Source organism: Methyloversatilis sp. (assembly GCF_051861465.1).
Classification (GTDB): Bacteria; Pseudomonadota; Gammaproteobacteria; order Burkholderiales; family Rhodocyclaceae; genus Methyloversatilis.
Window position 1 is genome coordinate 49,131 of record NZ_JBHYCQ010000013.1, and the last position, 16,658, is coordinate 65,788.

Genomic DNA, 16,658 nt, shown 5'->3' on the forward strand with positions numbered 1-16,658 from the left:
CACGGCGGGTCAGCTTTCGATGCGAGCCATCCATGCGTGTAGCGCAATTCTCCTTGTCCGCCGCCAGCTTGACATCGGAATTGACATTCGCGACACATTCGCGGGAACATGCCGACGCGCCGGTTCCGGCTCATTGGTTTTGCCGAAGCATCTGAACGATCTATCGATGCCTACCGTAATGGTTCGTTCAGTGCAGAGACCACTTGAACGCCGCGCGATGCAGTGTGCCCTCCGGTTCAACGCGGATTCGGAGCAAAGAGCTTCCATGCAAGTTGTTTGAGTCCGGAAAGGACCATGCGGCGAACAAGATGAAGACAGACACTTTCCCAAAGCTTCTGCTGCGGCACGCGCAGGAGCGTGGCGACCGCCCGGCCTTGCGGGAGAAATCCCGCGGCATCTGGCAAACGCTGACGTGGCAGCAGTTGGCTGACGAAGTTGCGACGCTTGCCGCGGGGCTGGCTGCGCAAGGTTTCCAGCGTGGAAACCATATCGGCCTGCTGGGCGAGAACCGGCCTCGCCTGTTCGCCGCGATGGCCGCTGCCCAGTGGCTTGGCGGGGTGGTTGTGCCTTTGTTTGCCGACACCACGGCTGAAGAGATTGCCGGGCCCATCCGGTCGGCCGACGTCGCCTACGTTTTTGCGGAGAACCAGGAACAGGTCGACAAGCTGTTGTCGCTGCTGCCGCAGTGTCCGGCAATCCAGCACATCTTCTTTGACGACGACCGCGGAATGCGGCACTACTCACAGCCACAGCTGCTCGGGTACGACGTGCTGCTGGCGCAAGGTCGTGAAGGTCTGGCCAGCCGCGAGGCCCTGCTTGACGCCGAACTTGCACGCGGCTGCGCGCAGGATCCGGCGGTCTTGTTCTTCACTTCAGGCACCACGGGTCCCGCACGCGGCGTACTGCATTCGCATGGGGCCTTGATCGACCGCGCGCGCGCTGCCGCACAACTGGACGGTCTGGGAGACACTGACGTGACCCTGGCCTACCTGCCCCCTGCCTGGATCGGCCAACACGTCATGGCATATGCCGTACCCATGGTTGCCGGGTCATGCGTGTGTTGCCCCGAATCGTCCGAAACCATGCTGCATGACATGCGCGAGATGGGACCCAGCATCTTTCTGGCGCCACCGCGCGTGCTGGAGGCGCTGCTCACGCAGATCACCATCCGTATCAACGACACGGGCGGCATCAAGCACACGCTTTACTCCTACTTCATCGGCCTCGCAGAACGCGTCGGTGAACGTATCCTGGCCAGAGAGACTGTCGGCTTTTCTGACCGCATGGCTTACCGCCTGGGCAACGTGCTGATCTACGGACCGCTGCGCGATGTACTGGGCATGAGCCGTCTGCGCGTGGCGTACACAGCCGGCGAGGCGGTGGGTCCCGACCTGCTGCGCTTCTACCGTTCGATCGGCATCAACCTGAAGCAGCTTTACGGCTCGACCGAGACCGGCTTGTTCGTCACCATGCAGCGCGATGACCAGGTCATCCCGGATGCGGTCGGCCCGGCTGCGCCCGGCGTTGAACTGGCTGTCAGCCCGGAACGCGAAGTGCTTGTGCGCTCTCCGGGCTTGTTCCTGGGCTACCACGGCGATGCCGAGGGCACCCGTCGGGCCATGGACGCCGATGGCTGGTTCCACACTGGCGACGCGGGCTGGATGGGCGATGACGGGCAGTTGCACATCATCGACCGTCTAAAGGACGTCGGCACCCTGGCGGACGGATCGCTCTTCGCACCCAAGCTGGTGGAGAACAAACTCAAGTTCTCGGCTTACATCAACGAGGTTGTGGCTTTCGGCGACGGTCGGGATCGTGTCTGCGCCTTCATCGACATCGACCCCGATGCGGTGGGAAACTGGGCTGACAGACAGGGCCTTTCTTACACCGGTTTTGCCGACCTCAGCACCCTCGACGAGGTCTACATGCTGATCGGGGACGTCATCGCCGAGGCCAACGCCGAAATGGCCGCCATTCCCGGACAGGCGCAGGCGCAGGTGCACCGCTTCCTGCTGCTGCACAAGCGCCTGGAGGCCGACGATGGCGAACTGACCCGCATGCGCAAAGTGCGTCGCGACGTCATCGCCCAGCGTTTCGGCAGCCTCGTGACGGCCTTTTATGACGGCAGCCTGTCGGGCCGTGTAGATGCCGAGGTGAGATACGAAGACGGGCGGGTCGGCATCGTGTCGGCCGATGTCAAGATCAGGGACGCAAAAACCTTCCCTCCCCGGACAATGGACAAGGCAGCTTGAAATGACCACTCCGAAGTCTGCGCTTTCGCGCCCTCCGGAAGCGACCCTCAACGGCTTCGGCACGACCGGGCGATATTGAAATGGACATGGCGATCCACGAACCTGAAAGCCAACCCGTTGCAGCCTCGATGCCGCAGCGCGGATATCCCATCGGCGGCACCATTCTCGACCTGGACTCGGTTTCGCTGCGCTTTGGCGGCGTAAAGGCGCTGACCAACATCTCGTTCAACGTGCGTGAGCACGAAATCCGCGCCATCATCGGCCCCAACGGGGCTGGCAAGAGCTCGATGCTCAACGTGATCAACGGTGTCTATCGCCCTCAAGAAGGAACGATCACCTTCCGCGGCGAGACGCTCTCCGACATGACACCCAACCGCGCTGCGCGCCTGGGCATCTCGCGCACCTTCCAGAACATTGCGTTGTTCAAGGGCATGACGGTGTTGGACAACATCATGGCGGGCTGCAGCCTGCGCGAGCACGCCAACTTCCTGGAGGTCGCTTTCCAACTGCCGCGCGCGCGGCGCGAGGAAACAACCAATCGCGAGAAGATTGAGGAAATCATCGAATTCCTGCAGATCGAGCACATCCGCAAAACGCCGGTCAAGCGACTGCCTTACGGGTTGCAGAAGCGTGTCGAGCTGGGCCGTGCACTGGCGGCCGAGCCGAAGATCCTGCTGCTTGACGAGCCCATGGCAGGCATGAACATCGAAGAAAAACAGGATATGTGCCGCTTCATCCTCGACGTCAATGACCACTACGGGACGACAGTCTTGCTGATCGAACACGATATGGGCGTGGTGATGGACCTGTCCGACCGCGTCGTGGTGCTTGACTATGGCAAGAAGATCGGTGATGGCACACCGGACGAGGTGCGCAGTAATCCGGACGTGATCAAGGCGTATCTGGGCGTAGCTGACTGACCATGGAAGAGGGCCAATCGAGATGAGTTTCTTCCTCGAAGTGCTGGTCGGCGGTCTGCTGTCCGGCATCATGTATTCGCTGGTCGCCTTGGGCTTCGTACTCATCTACAAGGCTTCGTCGGTGTTCAATTTCGCGCAGGGCGCAATGGTTTTTTTTGCGGTGCTGTCCTTCGTCGGGTTCATGGAGCTGGGTCTGAACTTCTGGGCTGCACTGCCGGTAACGATAGGCTTGATGGTCGCCGTCGGCGTCATGACCGAACGCTTCGTGCTGCGACCGCTGGTGGGCCAGAACGAAGACACGCTGCTGATGGCCACCATCGGTCTGGCCTTCATCGTCGAAGGCGTTGCACAGCTCGCATGGGGTGTCGAAGTGCGCCGGCTCGACCTGGGTATCCGCGATGAGCCCATGGGATGGCTGGCCGACAAGGCCGACATTCTGGTCAGCCAGCTGGACATCGCTGCAGGTTTGGTGGCTGGCATCCTGGTTGCCGTGCTCGCTCTGGTGTTCTCCAAGACCAAGGTTGGCCGTGGCTTGCGCGCGGTGGCTGACGACAACGCGGCAGCCCTCTCCATCGGCATTCCATTGAAGCAGATTCTGGTGCTGGTCTGGGCCACCGCCGGTGTGGTGGCGCTTGTGGCCGGCATGCTGTGGGGGGCACGCAGTGGCGTTCAGTTCGCGCTGGTCGGCGTGGCACTGAAGGCGCTGCCGGTATTGATCATCGGTGGCTTCACCTCGGTGCCAGGGGTGATCGTGGCAGGCCTTATCGTCGGTGCTGCCGAAAAGATGGCCGAGGTCTATCTTGGCCCCTATGTCGGCGGCGGCATCGAGGGCTGGTTGCCCTATGTGCTTGCCGTAGTGTTCCTGCTAGTCAGGCCCGAGGGCCTGTTCGGCGAGAAGATCATCCGGCGCGTCTGACGCAGCTGCCCAACCTGGACTTGCAAAGACATGTTCTACAGAGAAGCCGGCCAGTATTCGACGAGCTACGCGCAGGACAGGCAACTGCTGACCCTGCGTCAAGACCGTCTCGGGATGCTCGTTATGTTGGCAGTGGGCCTTGTGGGCATACCGCTCTTTGCCAGCGACTACTGGCTGAGCGCCATCCTGATACCGTGGCTCGTGCTGGCGCTGGTGGCGCTGGGGCAGAACATCCTGATGGGCTATGCCGGCCAGTTGTCACTCGGCTCGGCCGGCTTCATGGCGGCCGGTGCTTTCGCCTGCTACAACCTGATCCTGCGCGTGCCCGACATTCCCTTCCTGGCAGCGGTCCTTCTGTCGGGGCTGATCGCGGCAGCCGTTGGAATTCTTTTCGGACTGCCCAGCCTGCGCATACGGGGGCTTTACCTGGCAGTGGCAACACTGGCCTCGCAGTTCTTCATCGTTTGGGCGCTGGACAAGTTCGGCTGGTTCAAGAACTACGACACCTCCGGCATCATCAATGCACAGGCAATAGTCATTTTCGGCCACACCATGGCCTCGCCGGCACAGAAGTATCTGGTGGTGTTCGCCATCGTCGCGGTGCTGACGCTGCTGGCCGCCAACATGGCACGCGGCAGCACCGGACGCGGCTGGCGCGCGGTGCGCGACATGGACGTCGCAGCCGAGGCGATGGGCCTGTCGCTGTTGCGTACCAAGCTGCAGGCCTTCGCGATCAGCTCCTTTTACTGCGGCGTCGGCGGCGCCCTGTTCCTGTTCGCGTACCTGCAGACGGCAGAGCCTGCGGCGTTCAGCATTGATCTGTCGTTCCGCATACTCTTCATGGTCATCATCGGGGGGCTGGGCACCATCCTGGGTCCCTTTCTGGGTTCGGCATTCATCCTTTTGCTGCCCATCTTCCTGAACATCTTCTTCCACGCGGTCTTCGGCCGAGCCGTGGACGCCACCATCACCTCGGCACTTGAGCAGGTGATCTTTGGCGTTCTGATCATCATGTTCCTGATCTTCGAGCCGCTGGGCCTGGCGCGCCTGTGGCAGGTGACCAAAGAGCGGCTTCGCCTGTGGCCGTTCAAATACTGAAGTTTCCAAGCGCCCCGCAAACAACAAGGAGACATGAGCATGAGTGTGAATGTGAAAGTCGGATCGATTCTTGGCTGGGTCAAACGCGGCTTGCTAGGCGTGGGGCTTGTGATAGCGACCGCCACGCCCACCGCCCTGATGGCCCAGGAGCAGTACTTCGGAATTCCGAGCAGCCGCGTCGGGCCCTATTCGGCGATGGGCACTGGCTACTATGGCGGCATCATTGACTACCTGAACTACGTCAATATGAAGTTCGGGGGCGTCAACGGCGTCAAGCTGACCTGGGAGGAATGCGAAACCGAATACAACGCGGCGCGCACCGTTGAGTGCTATCAGCGTCTGCTGACCAAGGGTGACCAACGCATGGTTGTCTTCGACACACTGGGCACGCCCGGTGCCTATGCGGTGATCAACCGCATGGAACCCGACAAGGTGGTGCTGGCACAGTATGGTTACGGCCGGACCGATGCGGCAGACGGCACCGTCTGGCCCTGGGTCTTCAATGCCGCCGGCCACTACTGGGGTCAGGTTGCCGTGCAACTGTCCTTCATGGCTCAGCAGGAAGGCGGCATCGACAAGATGAAGGGCAAGACCGTCGTCCACCTGCACATCGACAGCGCTTTCGGCCGCGAACCGCTGCCGGCGATGCGAGAGATCGCCAAGCAATGGGGCGTGAAGCTGATCGAGATCGCGGTGCCACCACCGGGACTGGAGCAGCAGTCGCAATGGTTGCAGATCCGCCGCGAAAAGGCCGACTGGGTGACCTTCTGGGGCGCAGGCTCGGGCATGAATTCCACCGCCATCACCAACGCGGCTCGCGTCGGTTTCCCGCGCAACAGGATGATCTATGTGTCATTCGGCGGCGCCGAGGAAGACATGGTCCCAGCGGGCGACACGGCCAAAGGAACCTACGTGACCGCCAATGCCGTGCCGGGCAAGTTCCCGCTGATCCAGGACATCGAAAAGGTGGTCTACGGTGCCGGCAAGGGCAATATGCAAAACCCGGCTCGCGTAGGCACCGTCTACTACAACCGCGGTGTGGGTGCAGCCGTGACGTGGGTCGAGGCCTTGAAAAACGCGCAGCGCATCCACAACAAGGCCGGCAAGACCGTCACCGGCCCGGAGTTTCGCGACGGTTACGAGGCACTGGATCTGACCGACGCCAAACTGACGGAGATCGGCATCCAGGGTATGTCGGCCCCGTTCAAGATGTCGTGTTCGAAACACGACGGTTCCGAGCGCTTCCGCGTGATGCAATGGGACGGCGCCAAGTTCGCGCTGGTGACCGACTGGGTGCCTGCGCCCGACCCGGTTTTCATCCGTAAGCTGATCGAGGAGTCGGCGGCCAAATTCGCCGCCGAGAACAAGATTACGCCGCGCAAGTGCCCATGAGCTCAGTAGCGTCGTCGGCTCGGCCTGCCGCAGCCCCCGGGGCGGCGGCAGGCCCGATCCTTGCCGTCAAGAACATCGAGGTCATCTATGATCACGTCATCCTGGTGTTGCGCGGCGTCTCCTTCGAGGTACCGCAAGGCCAGATCGTGGCGCTGCTGGGTGCCAACGGCGCTGGCAAGAGCACCACGCTGAAGTCAGTGTCCACGTTGCTGGCATCCGAGCGTGGCGAAGTGACCAAAGGATCCATTGAGTTCCGGGGCAAGCCCACCAAGGGGCTTGCTCCGGGCGACATGGTCGGCATGGGCATGGTGCAGGTGATGGAAGGCCGGCACTGCTTCGGCCACCTGAGCGTCGAGGATAACCTCATCACCGGCGCTTATGCCCGGCCGATCGGAAACGCCCAGGTGCGCGAGGAACTGGAGCGGATCTACCACTATTTCCCGCGACTGAAGACACGTCGAACCAGCCTCGCCGGCTACACGTCGGGGGGCGAACAACAGATGGTGGCCATCGGTCGCGCCATGATGGCCAAGCCCAGTATGCTGCTGCTGGACGAACCGTCGATGGGACTGGCGCCGCAAATCGTGGCGGAAATCTTCGAGATCGTGCGCGACCTCAACCAGAAGGAAGGTGTGAGCATCCTGCTTGCCGAGCAGAACACCAACGTTGCGCTGAAGTACGCCGACTACGGCTACATCCTTGAAAGCGGCCGCATCATGATGGACGGACCGGCCAAGGCACTGGCCGAGAACGCCGACGTCAAGGAGTTCTACCTGGGGCTGTCGAAGGAAGGCCGCAAGAGCTTCCGCGACATGAAATCGTACCGGCGGCGCAAGCGCTGGCTGTAAGGTGTAGCGCGTTTCGAGCAACTCACTGTAAGCCGGCTGCGACGTTTCGCCTGCCAGGGGTGAGTTCTGGCGGTCGCCAAGTTTGAAACGCAACAAACGAATCATCGCGCCCGCGTTGTGCAGAAGGTTGGCGGTGTCACATACGGCATGAATGGCAGACGATTCGTATGCCACATCGCGTTTCAGCGCTGGCGACTGACCGGGAAGCTGACCGCCCCGGCCGGGCGGCCAGGCGGACCTTACCGCTTGTCCTTGCCCGCCTTCCCCTTGCTCGCCTTCTCGTCGTTCGCCGCCTTCTTCTTCGTCGCCACCTTGTCGCGGCCGGGCTTGTCGTCGCCCACATCCGGGCCTTCGAGGCGCGGTGGCTTGCCGAGACCGTGTTCCACACGCAGGCCGATGGGCAGGTCGATCACGTCGACGTTCTTTCGGCGCACCAGAAAAACCAGCAGATAGCTGGTTCTGGCCGATGGTACGAAGGTGAGCGACTGCAGCAGATCGCCTTCGACCTCCGGAAGCACTTCCGCGACGGCGACCCGCTCGCGCTTGTGCGTGTGAAGTTCGATGCGCAGATCCGGCGGCAGGCCGCGGAACGTCATCCGGGTCCAGTCCGGGGCGGGTACGCCGCGCACGCCGAAACTGCCCGGCAGGTCGATGCCCGGCGCACCGTACAGACCAGGCAGAGGCAGGACGCCGCCGCGCCAGCCACGGCTGCCGCAGGTGAGCAGCAGGCGCAGGCCGCCGAACGGTGGCAGCGGGTATTTGCCGCCAAAGGGTTGCAACGGAAAGTCGATGGGAATGGCACACGGCATGCGCAGCGGCGGCACCAGCAGGCGCCCGGGCGGTACATCGGGCGGGCAGCAGCCGAGCTTCTGCGCGCTGGCCAGCGTGCCATTGGCCCCGCTGCCTTCCAGCCACACCGCGACACTGGTGTCGTTGGCCGACCGAAGCGCCAGCGCGGCAGACTGGCGCCCCGTTCCGCCGCTCACCGCCACGATCGCGCCGCTCGTCGCCGGCACGCCCTTTTCGTTGCAGCACCAGGACATCAGGCGCGGCACCGTACCGTTGTGGTCTTCGAAGGTGACCATCGCGCCGCCGCTGTCGCGCGCGGTCACGGTGACCAGGCGCGCCTGGTTGAAGAGCGGTTGTGAGGCCAGCGCGGCGACCGGAACCGTGGCGAAGGCGCGCGCAGCGGTGTAGCGCCAGTGCGAAATATTGGTCGAATCCACCCGGTCGACACTGATCGCACCGCCGGCCTCCACCGTCGCCAGCAGAAAGCCGCCTGCGCCATCGGCGGCGATCGAATACGCCATCGGATGCGACAGTGGCACCGTGACGCGGGTCCATGCCGGCACGTCGGTGTCGGCTTCGAAGCGCATGACCTGCAAGGGTGCCGTCACCGGGTCAGGGCAGAACGCGACATACATCGCACCCGCCGGATCGGCGACCACGCGACGCGGTGCGGCGTCGTGGCGCCAATCAACGCCGATACCGATTGCAAACGGCCCGGTGGTGACGTTGCCGGCCAGGTCGAGCCAGGCGCCGGTGATCGGGCTCGGTCCGTACGGGCTGGAATCCATCCAGACAACACCGATACGGTTGCCGGCGAGGGTCAGCGCACTTTGTGCGCGACCCACCGGCACCGGTGGCCCGGACACCGCAACACCGCCATTGCCCCATTGCAGCGCACCGCTCGCGTCGATGCGCTGCGCCAGCACATGGAGTCCGCTACCGTTGGTCGTGCTGGCGGAATTCACCGCCAGGATGACGCCACCCGCGCCATCGCTGATCGCGTCCAGCCCGGTGAATCCGCCGGCCGACGGTAACAGGCGCACCGGCTGCGCCCAGACCGGCGCACACAGGGCATCGAAGCGCTGGGCCTGCAGCAGCGCACCGTATGCGGTTGGCGCGAACACCACGATGCAGTGGCCGGCGGGTGCCGGCAGCACGACAGCGCCGATGTACGACACGACAAGGGCTGCCTGAATCTGCACCGATGCCTGCACCTGCCCGCTGCCACCGACGTGATGCAGCCACAGATCCGCCACCGAGGTTTGCGGGTATCGCGAAGTGAGTACGTAGCAGCCGTCGCCGCCGTCAGTGCAGGCAGACACCAGGCGCATGGGCGACATCGCCTGCGCGACGTCGATGCCGTTGCTCCAGCGATTGCGGGCGCATGCCCGCAGATCGGGCAGCTTATCGGGAATGAAGACCGGACCGGAAACCATGGATACCCCCTGCACGAATGGTGGGCAAAGGGGCCGGCCACGAAGCGGATCGTCTCCGCACCCCGCTTACGACGATGTGATTGCCGAAGCAGCTTAGTCCGGTAGCAACGGTTTTTCAAACCGTTGCCCACGCGGTGTGGCGGGTGAGGCGGGACGCGCTACAGCAGCACGATGTCGAACTGCTCCTGCGAATAGCTCGACTCGGCGTGCAGCGAAATCGGCTTGCCGATGAAGTCGGACAGCATGGCCAGCGCCTGCGACTCTTCCTCGAGGAAAAGATCGACCACCTTGGGATGTGCGAGGATGCGGAATTCCTTCGCGCTGAACTGGCGCGCCTCGCGCAGCAGCTCGCGCAGGATGTCGAAACTCATGGTCTGCGCGGTCTTGACCTCGCCGCGGCCGCCGCAGGTCGGACAGGCTTCGCACAGCACGTGCGCGATCGATTCGCGGGTGCGCTTGCGCGTCATTTCGACCAGGCCGAGCGAGGTGAAGCCGCTGACCGAAATCTTGGTGTGGTCACGCGACAACGCCTTGTTCAGTTCGGCCAGCACCTGGGTGCGGTGCTCGTCGTTTTCCATGTCGATGAAATCGATCAGGATGATGCCGCCCAGATTGCGCAGCCGCAGGTGGCGCGCGATCTGATGGGCCGCTTCGAGATTGGTCTTGAAGATGGTTTCGTCGAAGTTGCGCGAACCGACGAAGCCGCCTGTATTCACGTCGATGGTGGTCATCGCTTCGGTCTGGTCGAAGATCAGGTAGCCGCCTGACTTCAGGTCGACGCGGCGCGCCAGCGCCTTTTCGATTTCCTCTTCGACGCTGTGCAGTTCGAACAGCGGCCGCTCGCCGGTGTAGTGCTCCAGCAGCTTGGTCAGCTGCGGCATGTATTCCTCGGCGAAGGCGCGCAGCTTCACATAGTTCTCGCGCGAGTCGACCTGGATGCTCTGCGTGTCGGCGCACACCAGATCGCGCAGCACGCGCTGGCCCAGCGTGAGGTCTTCGAACACCAGCGACGGCGGCTTGGCCGTCTTGGCGCGGTTGCGGATTTCCTGCCAGATCTTGCGCAGGTAGGCGATGTCGGCCGACAGCTCTTCGTCGCACGCGCATTCAGCCATGGTGCGCACGATGTAGCCACCCGGATCTTCCTGCGGCAGCAGGGCCTGGATGCGCGTGCGCAGTGCCTCGCGCTCTTCGGTCGCCTCGATGCGCTGCGAAATGCCGATGTGCCGGTCCTGCGGCAGATGCACCAGCAGCCGGCCGGCGATGCTGATCTGGGTCGACATGCGCGCCCCCTTGGTGCCGATCGGGTCTTTCAGCGCCTGCACCAGCACGCTCTGGCCTTCGGTCAGCAGGCGCTCGATCGGTTTGGGCGCGTCACCGTTCTGGCGCGCTTCCCAGATGTCGGCCACGTGCAGGAAGGCGGTGCGCTCGAGCCCGACATCGATGAAGGCCGACTGCATGCCGGGCAGCACGCGCACCACGCGGCCCAGATAGATGTTGCCGACGATGCCGCGCGCGCTGCTGCGTTCGATGTGCAGTTCCTGCACGGCACCCTGCTGCAGCAGCGCCACCCGCGTTTCCTGCGGCGTGAAGTTGATGAGGAATTGATCGTTCATGACTGCACGGACCGGGAAGGGTGGGATGGCGGGAACTCGCTCGAGGATTCAGTCAGAAATGGAGGCCGAAACGGCGCAGCAGCTGCCAGGTTTCGTTCAGCGGCAGGCCGACGATGCCGGTGTAGGAGCCGTCGATGTGTTCGACGAACGCACCGGCGCGGCCCTGAATGCCATAGGCACCGGCCTTGTCCATCGGTTCGCCGGACGCGACGTAACGTTCGATGTCGCGCGTGTCGAGCGCAGAAAAGCGCACGGTGGAGATCGACAGCACGTGTTCGAGCCGGCGCCCGTCGCTGACCGCGACCGCGGTCAGCACGCGGTGACTGCGGCCGGACAGCAGTCCGAGCATGCGCGTGGCGTCGGCCGCATCGGCCGGTTTGCCCAGTATCTCGCCATCGACTTCGACCGTGGTGTCGGCCGACAGCACCAGGCCGGAAGACAGACGCCGCCAGGACAGTCTCTGCTCGCCGCCCAGGGCCTTGGCGCGCGCCACGCGCACGACATAGCTTTCGGCGTCTTCGCCGTCGCGCACATCTTCCAGCACGTCGATGTCTTCGCGCGGCAGGCCGCGGAAGGGCAGTACGAGGAAGGGTGCGCCGATCTGGGTCAGCAATTCACGCCGGCGCGGGCTGCGCGATGCCAGGTAGAGCGCGGGCGGTACGGTGGTCGAAAGACTCATTCAGTGGCTCAGGTTGACGTCGCGCCGCCCGCCGGGCCGCCTCGAGGGCGAGCGCCGCCCGGTGGTGGCAGCGACATCGTGGGCGTGGGGGCGCTTCATTCTCTGTGATAGGGATGGTTGGATTCGAGGCTGGCTGCACGATACAACGCTTCGGCGAGCAGCAGGCGGGCCAGTGCGTGCGGCAGGGTGAGGCTGGACAGGCGGATCAGTTCGTGGGCACGCGACTTGAGCGCGGGGGCGAGGCCGTCCGGGCCGCCGATCAGCAGTGCGACGTCGTCACCACCGTCGCGCCAGCGGCGCAGCCGGTCGGCCAGCGCCACAGTGGTCAGGTCATCGCCGCGCTCGTCGAGGGCGACGATGCGGGCGCGCGGCGGGATCGCCTGTTCGATTCGCACGCGCTCGGCGTCGAGCAGTGCGTCGACCGGCTTGCCCTGGGTTCTCGGCTCGGCCTTGATCTCGGTGAACACGAGGGGTGACTCGCGCGGCATGCGGCGGGCAAATTCTTCGACGCCCGCATCGACCCAGCCGGGCATGCGGTGCCCGACGCAGATCACCCGCAGCTTCAACGCGCGTCCGGTCCGCGGCCGCGTACGCCGGGGCTGCGCGCGGCCGCGGCCGAGCGGTCGGACGGCTTGGCCGAGCCCGACCACAGCTCTTCGAGGTTGTAATAGGCGCGCACCGCCGGCTGCATGACATGCACCACCAGATCGCCCAGATCGACCAGCACCCACTCGCCGGTTTCTTCGCCTTCGACGCTGATCACCTGCGCGCCGGCTTCCCGCGCCTTTTCCTGCACGTGACGCGCGAGCGCGCGCGTCTGCCGGTTCGAATCGCCGCTGGCGATGACCAGCCGGTCGAACAGGGCATTGAAGTTGGACGTATCGATCACTTCGATGTCCTTGCCCTTGATGTCTTCCAGCGCATCGACCACCAGCGCCTGCAATGCATTGATTTCCATGAATTCTCTCAGTAAAGCCGGTGATGGCGGATGTAATCGAGCACGCCTGTCGGGGCAAGATAGCGGCAGCTGGCGCCGCGCGCCAGTCGTACCCGCAGATCGGTGGCCGAAATGGCCAGTGCCGTCATGTCGAACGGTACGATGGTGCCGGCCGGCGCTGCGCGCAGCACCACCGGGTCGTGCTGCAGGCGGGCGGACAGTTCGGTCGCCAGCGCGCTGTCGAGCGCGGCCGGATCGACGGCGTGACCGGCACGCGTCGCCAGACCGATGTGCGCCAGTTCGAACAGCGATTTCCAGCGCTGCCACGTGTGCAGCCGGCTGAATGCGTCAGCGCCGAGGATGAGCACCAGCGGTTGCTGCACGCCGAGCTCGGCGCGCAGCGCCTGCAGCGTGTCGACCGTGTAACCCGGTGCGCCCGCTTCCGCTTCGCGTGCATCAACTTCGAACGCGGGGTTGGATGCGGTGGCCAGCCGCACCATGGCGAGCCGGTGGCTTGCATCGGTGCGCAAGGCGTCGCGGTGCCACGGCTGACCGGCCGGAATCCAGCGCACGCGCTCGAGCTGCAGCGTTTCGAGCGCTTCTTCGGCCAGCCGCAGATGGCCCAGATGCACCGGGTCGAACGACCCGCCGAAGATACCCAGAGGCATGCCGGAGCCTGCACCGGCCAGCCGTGGCTCACTCATCGGCGGCGTCTTTGCGCGGTCCGGAATCCGGCCCGGATCGGGCGTCGGGCTCGGAATCGGACCCGGGCTCAGGCTCCGGTTCGGGCAGTTGCGCGAACACCTGCTGGAAGCTCACGTACAGGCTGGCTGCCAGCGTCGGCACCAGCACGAACAGCAGCGTCATGCGCACGCCGATGCGCAACAGGCTGGCGATGCCTTCGTCGTTGCCGATCAGCTGGATCACCAGCACCGGCAGGCCGACGCCGAGCACCGCCGCGCCGGCGAAATACACGATGAAGGCACCGGCGTTGCGCAGCACCGCCACCGCGCCGAAGAACAGCGCCTTGCCGAGCTTGATGCCCTGGGTCGCGATCAGGTAGGGCGGGAACCACATGATCAGGATCAGCGGCAGCACCAGCGGCAGCAGCTGCATCAGGGTGCGCGTGAAGGCCTCTTCGTCGGCTTCCGCCAGCGGCACATCGGGCGCCGCGAACAGCAGGGTGTGGATCAGCACCACGACCAGAGAGCCGGCCAGATGCACGAAGCCGAGCTGAACCAGCGGTCGCAGGTTCTCGGCCAGACCGGTCTTGAGCACCGCGGTCGATACATCGAGCTGCTTGTCGAGCAGGCGGGCGCCGTTGAACACGATGACAGACATGACCGGCAGACAGACGGCGACCAGCACCGGACCGATCAGCGGCACGATGTTCAGGAACACCATCACCAGCAGATAACCAATGGTGAGCGCGGTCATCAGCGGCGGATTGCGGCGGAACAGCGCGAAGCCGCCACTGATCCACGACCAGCCGGCCAGCGCCGGCAGCGCGCGCGCCTGCAGATTCACCGCCATGGCAGGGCGTCGCCGGCACGGATGCGGGCGCGCAGGATGTCGCGGAAGCGCTTCGGGTCGTGCTTATGCACCATCTCTCCATCACGCGGCAGGTGAAAGTCATACAGTCGCGACAGCCAGAAGCGCAGCGCCGCGCCGCGCAGCATCAACGGCCAGGCGCGGTGTTCGGCGTCGGTCAGCGGTCGCTCGTCGCGATAGGCGGCGAGCATCGCGTTGGCGCGATCGGCCGCCAGCTCGCCGGCGTCGTCGGCGCACCAGTCATTCATCGTCACCGCGAGATCGAACAGCAGGAAGTCATCACCGGCGAAGTAGAAATCGATGATGCCGCCGATGCGCTCGCCGTCCATCAGGCAGTTGTCACGAAACAGGTCGGCATGCACCACGCCGGCCGGCAGCCCGGCGCAGGCGCCCCCCTCGCGCGCCGCGACCTGGAACGCCATCTCGGATTCGAGCAGCGCGCGGTCATCGGCGTCGAGATAACCCAGCAGCTGCGGCGCGGCGGCGCGCCACCAGTCGTAGCCGCGCGGATTGGCGAAGCGCCGCCCGTAGCTCTGGCCGGCCACATGCATCGTCGCCAGCATGCCGCCGACGGCCGCGCAGTGCGGTGCCTGCGGTGTCATCTGCGATTTGCCGGCCAGTCGGGTGGCGAGCATCGCCGGCTTGCCGTTGAGCGTGCCGAGGTATTCGTTGTCGCGATCGGCGATCGGCGCCGGACAGGGAATGCCGTGGCGCGACAGATGCGCCATCAGGTGCACGTAGAACGGCAGTTCCGCGCGCGTGAGCTTTTCGAACAGCGTCAGCACGTAGCGACCGTGCGAGGTGTCGACGAAGTAATTGGTGTTTTCGATGCCGGCCGGAATTCCCTCCAGCGACAGCAGATGGCCGATGGAGTAATTCTTCAGCCAGTCGCGCATCTCGTCTGCGGTGACGGTGGTGAAGACAGACACGTATCAGTTTCGGAAGTTGGGCACGCGCCGGCGGCGCGTGCAGGTCAGTCGAACGAGAAGATGACCCATTTCGGGACGCGCAGACCCTGATCGAGATCGTCGAAGCGTGTCATCACGCCGCCGCCGTTCTCGTCCATCAGATAGTAGGGCACGCCGTGCGATGGCGTCACCTTGATCATGTAGAGCTTGCCGTTCATGCGGTACTCCTCGACCCGCTCGTCGGCCTTCTGGATGATGGTCACCTGCGGCTCGGTCGTCACGTCGCCGCCGTCGAGCGGCAGCGGCGGCGGCGGCGGTTCCGGAATGGGCTGCAGATCGGCCGGCCGGTCGGCCTGGGCGAACACCGGCGGGGCAGCTAGCGCCAGCGAGGCGGCGATCAGGGCGGCAGAAAGAAGCGGTCGCATCGAAAATCCTTTGTGATCCGGCAGTTTAACAGAGCCCCCTGCGCTTCCCGGTGACGCAACGGGCGCACTGTGGTTTTCCTTGCACCTTGAATCTTGAATCTTGCGCATTGCGTCTTGAATCTAAAGATTCAGCATGGCTTCATGCTCCTCAGGCAACGGCAGGAAGCTGCGGTTCTCGTAATGACGGAAGATCGCTTCGACCACCTCGGCCGGATCGTCGATCAGCTGCACCAGATCGATGTCGGACGCGGAAATCATGCCTTCGGCCACCAGCGTGCTGCGGAACCAGTCGATCAGCCCCTGCCAGAACGGCGTATGCACCAGGATGATCGGAATGCTGCGGCTCTTGCGGGTCTGGATCAGCGTCAGCGCCTCCATCAGCTCGTCCAGCGTGCCGAAGCCGCCGGGCATCACGACGTAGGCGGCGGCAAAGCGCACGAACATGTACTTGCGGGCGAAGAAGTGCTCGAAGGAATGCGAAATGTCCTGATAGACATTGGCGCTCTGCTCCATCGGCAACTGAATGTTCAGCCCGACACTGGGCGATTTGCCGTCGAAGGCGCCCTTGTTGGCCGCCTCCATGATGCCGGGCCCGCCGCCGGAAATGACCGAAAACCCGGCGTCGGACAGCTGGCGCGCGATGCGCTCGGTCAGGTCGTAATAGGGATGCTCGCGCGGCGTGCGGGCGCTGCCGAAAATGCTGACCGCCGGGCGGATGGCCTGCAGCCGCTCGGTCGCCTCGACGAATTCGGCCATGATGCCGAAGATGCGCCAGGCCTCGCGCGCACTGCTGGCGCGTGCCGCGTCACCGGGGTCGATCATGCCGGGAAGTTTGTCTTTCGCGCTCATGGGGAGGGGGTCCGGGGTTGATAATGGCGCGCTGAGCAATTACGG

General features: G+C 64.4%; 16 protein-coding genes. 6 read left to right on the forward strand and 10 right to left on the reverse strand.

Features of this window, described 5'->3' with window-relative positions; all coding sequences use genetic code 11:
* Positions 1 to 308 precede the first annotated feature (308 nt).
* The 6 genes from ACTIFF_RS16270 (at position 309) to ACTIFF_RS16295 (ending at position 7,426) form a co-directional block, all read left to right on the forward strand.
* Positions 309 to 2,252, forward strand: a complete 1,944-nt coding sequence (locus ACTIFF_RS16270; protein ID WP_439537772.1) for an AMP-dependent synthetase/ligase — start codon at positions 309 to 311, stop codon at positions 2,250 to 2,252.
* 128 nt (positions 2,253 to 2,380) lie between these two features.
* Positions 2,381 to 3,172, forward strand: coding sequence for an ABC transporter ATP-binding protein (locus ACTIFF_RS16275; RefSeq protein ID WP_439537807.1), 792 nt, complete (start codon positions 2,381 to 2,383; stop codon positions 3,170 to 3,172).
* 22 nt (positions 3,173 to 3,194) lie between these two features.
* Positions 3,195 to 4,088, forward strand: coding sequence for a branched-chain amino acid ABC transporter permease (locus ACTIFF_RS16280; protein ID WP_439537773.1), 894 nt, complete (start codon positions 3,195 to 3,197; stop codon positions 4,086 to 4,088).
* A 30-nt stretch (positions 4,089 to 4,118) separates the two neighbouring features.
* Positions 4,119 to 5,186: a branched-chain amino acid ABC transporter permease gene (locus ACTIFF_RS16285; protein ID WP_439537774.1), complete on the forward strand. Its 1,068-nt coding sequence runs from the start codon at positions 4,119 to 4,121 to the stop codon at positions 5,184 to 5,186.
* Between the two features lie 39 nt (positions 5,187 to 5,225).
* The gene (locus ACTIFF_RS16290) at positions 5,226 to 6,578 is read left to right on the forward strand and encodes an ABC transporter substrate-binding protein (RefSeq protein ID WP_439537775.1); all 1,353 of its coding nucleotides are present in this window, start codon (positions 5,226 to 5,228) and stop codon (positions 6,576 to 6,578) included.
* Entirely contained in the window at positions 6,575 to 7,426 is an 852-nt protein-coding gene (locus ACTIFF_RS16295; protein WP_439537776.1) for an ABC transporter ATP-binding protein, read from the forward strand. Before ACTIFF_RS16290 ends, ACTIFF_RS16295 begins: the two co-directional genes overlap by 4 nt.
* Before the next feature lie 239 nt (positions 7,427 to 7,665).
* Here ACTIFF_RS16295 and ACTIFF_RS16300 read toward each other — a convergent pair whose 3' ends face one another.
* The 10 genes from ACTIFF_RS16300 to ACTIFF_RS16345 all read right to left on the reverse strand — a co-directional run bounded on the left by ACTIFF_RS16300 (position 7,666) and on the right by ACTIFF_RS16345 (position 16,613).
* Complete coding sequence (locus tag ACTIFF_RS16300) at positions 7,666 to 9,651, reverse strand: hypothetical protein (RefSeq protein ID WP_439537777.1); 1,986 nt, start codon at positions 9,649 to 9,651, stop codon at positions 7,666 to 7,668.
* A 158-nt stretch (positions 9,652 to 9,809) separates the two neighbouring features.
* The gene (rng, locus tag ACTIFF_RS16305; protein ID WP_306475709.1) at positions 9,810 to 11,264 is read right to left on the reverse strand and encodes a ribonuclease G; all 1,455 of its coding nucleotides are present in this window, start codon (positions 11,262 to 11,264) and stop codon (positions 9,810 to 9,812) included.
* Positions 11,265 to 11,316: 52 nt separating this feature from the next.
* Positions 11,317 to 11,943 (reverse strand): Maf family protein, encoded by a 627-nt coding sequence (locus tag ACTIFF_RS16310; protein ID WP_439537778.1) that lies wholly within the window; start codon positions 11,941 to 11,943, stop codon positions 11,317 to 11,319.
* A 95-nt stretch (positions 11,944 to 12,038) separates the two neighbouring features.
* The gene (gene rlmH / locus ACTIFF_RS16315) at positions 12,039 to 12,509 is read right to left on the reverse strand and encodes a 23S rRNA (pseudouridine(1915)-N(3))-methyltransferase RlmH (RefSeq protein ID WP_439537779.1); all 471 of its coding nucleotides are present in this window, start codon (positions 12,507 to 12,509) and stop codon (positions 12,039 to 12,041) included.
* Positions 12,506 to 12,901: a ribosome silencing factor gene (rsfS, locus tag ACTIFF_RS16320; RefSeq protein WP_257079872.1), complete on the reverse strand. Its 396-nt coding sequence runs from the start codon at positions 12,899 to 12,901 to the stop codon at positions 12,506 to 12,508. The genes rlmH and rsfS overlap by 4 nt, the downstream gene beginning before the upstream one ends.
* A gap of 8 nt (positions 12,902 to 12,909) precedes the next feature.
* The gene (nadD, locus tag ACTIFF_RS16325) at positions 12,910 to 13,584 is read right to left on the reverse strand and encodes a nicotinate-nucleotide adenylyltransferase (RefSeq protein ID WP_439537780.1); all 675 of its coding nucleotides are present in this window, start codon (positions 13,582 to 13,584) and stop codon (positions 12,910 to 12,912) included.
* Complete coding sequence (locus tag ACTIFF_RS16330) at positions 13,577 to 14,413, reverse strand: BPSS1780 family membrane protein (protein WP_439537781.1); 837 nt, start codon at positions 14,411 to 14,413, stop codon at positions 13,577 to 13,579. Before ACTIFF_RS16330 ends, nadD begins: the two co-directional genes overlap by 8 nt.
* Positions 14,404 to 15,360, reverse strand: coding sequence for a homoserine kinase (locus ACTIFF_RS16335; protein ID WP_439537782.1), 957 nt, complete (start codon positions 15,358 to 15,360; stop codon positions 14,404 to 14,406). The genes ACTIFF_RS16330 and ACTIFF_RS16335 overlap by 10 nt, the downstream gene beginning before the upstream one ends.
* Positions 15,361 to 15,404: 44 nt before the next feature.
* The gene (locus ACTIFF_RS16340) at positions 15,405 to 15,764 is read right to left on the reverse strand and encodes a DUF2782 domain-containing protein (protein ID WP_439537783.1); all 360 of its coding nucleotides are present in this window, start codon (positions 15,762 to 15,764) and stop codon (positions 15,405 to 15,407) included.
* A gap of 120 nt (positions 15,765 to 15,884) precedes the next feature.
* Positions 15,885 to 16,613 (reverse strand): TIGR00730 family Rossman fold protein, encoded by a 729-nt coding sequence (locus ACTIFF_RS16345; RefSeq protein ID WP_439537784.1) that lies wholly within the window; start codon positions 16,611 to 16,613, stop codon positions 15,885 to 15,887.
* Between the last annotated feature and the right edge of the window lie 45 nt (positions 16,614 to 16,658).

Bases quoted from the DNA above. Each gene is read 5' to 3' on its own strand.
- ACTIFF_RS16270 (WP_439537772.1), top strand. From the start codon at position 309: ATGAAGACAGACACTTTCCCAAAGCTTCTGCTGCGGCACGCGCAGGAG.
- rsfS (WP_257079872.1), bottom strand. From the start codon at position 12,901: ATGGAAATCAATGCATTGCAGGCGCTGGTGGTCGATGCGCTGGAAGAC.
- ACTIFF_RS16280 (WP_439537773.1), top strand. From the start codon at position 3,195: ATGAGTTTCTTCCTCGAAGTGCTGGTCGGCGGTCTGCTGTCCGGCATC.
- ACTIFF_RS16310 (WP_439537778.1), bottom strand. From the start codon at position 11,943: ATGAGTCTTTCGACCACCGTACCGCCCGCGCTCTACCTGGCATCGCGC.
- ACTIFF_RS16295 (WP_439537776.1), top strand. From the start codon at position 6,575: ATGAGCTCAGTAGCGTCGTCGGCTCGGCCTGCCGCAGCCCCCGGGGCG.
- rng (WP_306475709.1), bottom strand. From the start codon at position 11,264: ATGAACGATCAATTCCTCATCAACTTCACGCCGCAGGAAACGCGGGTG.
- ACTIFF_RS16275 (WP_439537807.1), top strand. From the start codon at position 2,381: ATGCCGCAGCGCGGATATCCCATCGGCGGCACCATTCTCGACCTGGAC.
- ACTIFF_RS16345 (WP_439537784.1), bottom strand. From the start codon at position 16,613: ATGAGCGCGAAAGACAAACTTCCCGGCATGATCGACCCCGGTGACGCG.
- ACTIFF_RS16285 (WP_439537774.1), top strand. From the start codon at position 4,119: ATGTTCTACAGAGAAGCCGGCCAGTATTCGACGAGCTACGCGCAGGAC.
- ACTIFF_RS16340 (WP_439537783.1), bottom strand. From the start codon at position 15,764: ATGCGACCGCTTCTTTCTGCCGCCCTGATCGCCGCCTCGCTGGCGCTA.
- ACTIFF_RS16290 (WP_439537775.1), top strand. From the start codon at position 5,226: ATGAGTGTGAATGTGAAAGTCGGATCGATTCTTGGCTGGGTCAAACGC.
- nadD (WP_439537780.1), bottom strand. From the start codon at position 13,584: ATGAGTGAGCCACGGCTGGCCGGTGCAGGCTCCGGCATGCCTCTGGGT.
- ACTIFF_RS16330 (WP_439537781.1), bottom strand. From the start codon at position 14,413: ATGGCGGTGAATCTGCAGGCGCGCGCGCTGCCGGCGCTGGCCGGCTGG.
- ACTIFF_RS16300 (WP_439537777.1), bottom strand. From the start codon at position 9,651: ATGGTTTCCGGTCCGGTCTTCATTCCCGATAAGCTGCCCGATCTGCGG.